At 54.3% G+C, this 3,469-nt stretch carries 2 rRNA genes; both read left to right on the top strand.

Annotated features, from left to right (window positions below):
* Positions 1-140 precede the first annotated feature (140 nt).
* Positions 141-3,246, top strand: a 23S ribosomal RNA gene (locus tag MRBLMI1x_RS14515).
* Positions 3,247-3,344: 98 nt separating this feature from the next.
* Positions 3,345-3,461 (top strand): 5S ribosomal RNA (rrf, locus tag MRBLMI1x_RS14510).
* Positions 3,462-3,469: the final 8 nt, after the last annotated feature.

The following is a 3,469-nucleotide window of genomic DNA, read 5'->3' as shown; positions in this document are numbered from 1 at the left end:
TGCCGGTGCGGGGGAGGTACCGCCCGTACTTTGAGAACTACACAGTGGACGCGAGCATCTTTGAACTGATCTTTGATCGGTTCAGAAAGATGATCTTAAAGATCATTAGTCAATTTCGATTGACGATTCAACTCATGTGATTTCAAGTCTTTAAGAGCAAACGGTGGATGCCTTGGCATCTGGAGCCGAAGAAGGACGTAGCAATCTGCGATAAGCCTCGGGGAACTGATAAGCAAGTTTTGATCCGAGGGTGTCCGAATGGGGAAACCCCGCTGGGCGGCGTGCCGACCTAGTGACTCCCGCCTGAATATATAGGGCGGGTAGAGGGAACGTGGGGAAGTGAAACATCTCAGTACCCACAGGAAGAGAAAGCAACCGCGATTCCGTTAGTAGTGGCGAGCGAAACCGGAACAGGCTAAACCGAGTACGTGTGATATCCGGCAGGAGTTGCGTATTCGGGGTTGTGGGACTTTTCAGACAGTTCTGCCGATCTGTCGGCGTTACAAGAAGGTATAGACGAACCGCATTGAAAGGCGGGTCATAGAGGGTGCCAACCCCGTAGTCGAAATGCCTCTCTTGACGCGAAGAGTATCCCAAGTAGCACGGGGCCCGAGAAATCCCGTGTGAATCTGTCAGGACCACCTGATAAGCCTAAATACTCCCAGATGACCGATAGCGGACAAGTACCGTGAGGGAAAGGTGAAAAGTACCCCGGGAGGGGAGTGAAATAGTACCTGAAACCGTTTGCTTACAAACCGTTGGAGCCTCCTTAGTAGGGGTGACAGCGTGCCTTTTGAAGAATGAGCCTGCGAGTTAGCGATATGTGGCGAGGTTAACCCGTGTGGGGTAGCCGTAGCGAAAGCGAGTCTGAATAGGGCGATTCAGTCGCATGTCCTAGACCCGAAGCGAAGTGATCTATCCATGGCCAGGTTGAAGCGACGGTAAGACGTCGTGGAGGACCGAACCCACTTAGGTTGAAAACTGAGGGGATGAGCTGTGGATAGGGGTGAAAGGCCAATCAAACTTCGTGATAGCTGGTTCTCTCCGAAATGCATTTAGGTGCAGCGTTGCGTGTTTCTTGCCGGAGGTAGAGCTACTGGATGGCCGATGGGCCCTACAAGGTTACTGACGTCAGCCAAACTCCGAATGCCGGTAAGTGAGAGCGCAGCAGTGAGACTGTGGGGGATAAGCTTCATAGTCGAGAGGGAAACAACCCAGACCACCAACTAAGGTCCCAAAGCGCGTGCTAAGTGGGAAAGGATGTGGAGTTGCTGTGACAACCAGGAGGTTGGCTTAGAAGCAGCCACCCTTGAAAGAGTGCGTAATAGCTCACTGGTCAAGTGATTCCGCGCCGACAATGTAACGGGGCTCAAGCACGCCACCGAAGTTGTGGCATTGACATTATTGGTAGGCCTTCGTGGTCCAGCCGTGTTGATGGGTAGGAGAGCGTCGTGTGGCCAGCGAAGCGGCGGTGTGAACCAGCCGTGGAGGCTACACGAGTGAGAATGCAGGCATGAGTAGCGAAAGACGTGTGAGAAACACGTCCTCCGAAAGACCAAGGGTTCCAGGGTCAAGCTAATCTTCCCTGGGTAAGTCGGGACCTAAGGCGAGGCCGACAGGCGTAGTCGATGGACAACGGGTTGATATTCCCGTACCGGCGAAGAACCGCCCAAGCTAATCCAGTGGTGCTAAGAGTCCTAACCCGGCTGAGTGGATCCCTTCGGGGTGAAGCCGGCCGGTCTAACGCTCGACCCCGTTCTGGTGCGGCTAGCGTATTAACAGGTGTGACGCAGGAAGGTAGCCCAACCCGGGCGATGGTTGTCCCGGGGCAAGTGCGTAGGCCGAGAGATAGGCAAATCCGTCTCTCATTAAGGCTGAGACACGATGCGGATAAAAAGTGGGTGATCCTATGCTGCCAAGAAAAGCATCGACGCGAGGTTCAAGCCGCCCGTACCCCAAACCGACTCAGGTGGTCAGGTAGAGAATACCAAGGAGATCGAGAGAATCGTGGTTAAGGAACTCGGCAAAATGCCCCCGTAACTTCGGGAGAAGGGGGGCCTTCCGCTTATTAGGATTTACTCCGAAAGGGCGTGGAGGCCGCAGAGACTAGTGGGTAGCGACTGTTTACTAAAAACACAGGTCCGTGCCAAGTCGCAAGACGATGTATACGGACTGACGCCTGCCCGGTGCTGGAAGGTTAAGAGGACCGGTTAGCCGCAAGGCGAAGCTGAGAATTTAAGCCCCAGTAAACGGCGGTGGTAACTATAACCATCCTAAGGTAGCGAAATTCCTTGTCGGGTAAGTTCCGACCTGCACGAATGGCGTAACGACTTCCCAACTGTCTCAACCGCGAACTCGGCGAAATTGCATTACGAGTAAAGATGCTCGTTACGCGCAGCAGGACGGAAAGACCCCGTGACCTTTACTACAGCTTGGTATTGGTGTTCGGTGTGGCTTGTGTAGGATAGGTGGGAGACTTTGAAGCGGTGACGCCAGTTACCGTGGAGTCATTGTTGAAATACCACTCTGGTCACTCTGGATATCTAACTTCGAACCGTAATCCGGTTCAGGGACAGTGCCTGGTGGGTAGTTTAACTGGGGCGGTTGCCTCCCAAAAAGTAACGGAGGCGCCCAAAGGTTCCCTCAACCTGGTTGGCAATCAGGTGGCGAGTGTAAGTGCACAAGGGAGCTTGACTGTGAGACTGACAGGTCGAGCAGGGACGAAAGTCGGGACTAGTGATCCGGCAGTGGCTTGTGGAAGCGCTGTCGCTCAACGGATAAAAGGTACCTCGGGGATAACAGGCTGATCTTGCCCAAGAGTCCATATCGACGGCATGGTTTGGCACCTCGATGTCGGCTCGTCGCATCCTGGGGCTGGAGTAGGTCCCAAGGGTTGGGCTGTTCGCCCATTAAAGCGGTACGCGAGCTGGGTTTAGAACGTCGTGAGACAGTTCGGTCCCTATCCGCTGCGCGCGTAGGAAATTTGAGAGGATCTGACCCTAGTACGAGAGGACCGGGTTGGACGAACCTCTGGTGTGCCAGTTGTTCTGCCAAGAGCACCGCTGGTTAGCTACGTTCGGGATGGATAACCGCTGAAAGCATCTAAGCGGGAAGCCGGCCTCAAGATGAGATTTCCATACCTTCGGGTGAGAGGCTCCCAGCCAGACTACTGGGTTGATAGGCCGGATGTGGAAGCGTGGTAACACGTGAAGCTGACCGGTACTAATAAGCCGATGACTTGATAACACACCGTTTAGGTGCTTGCGTCCACTGAGTGGTTCTCGATGTACGGTCGAGAACCGCATAACGAATATTCGTTGTGCAGACTGAAACATCAATAGTGTTTCGGCGGCCATAGCGTGAGGGAAACGCCCGGTTACATTCCGAACCCGGAAGCTAAGCCTCACAGCGCCGATGGTACTGCAGGGGGGACCCTGTGGGAGAGTAGGACACCGCCGGACTTCTTTCG

The organism is Microbacterium sp. LMI1x-1-1.1 (genome assembly GCF_040676205.1).
Taxonomy (GTDB): domain Bacteria; phylum Actinomycetota; class Actinomycetes; order Actinomycetales; family Microbacteriaceae; genus Microbacterium; species Microbacterium aquilitoris.
The sequence above is the reverse complement of the archived record's forward strand: the minus strand, read 5'-3'. Positions and strand labels throughout refer to the sequence as shown.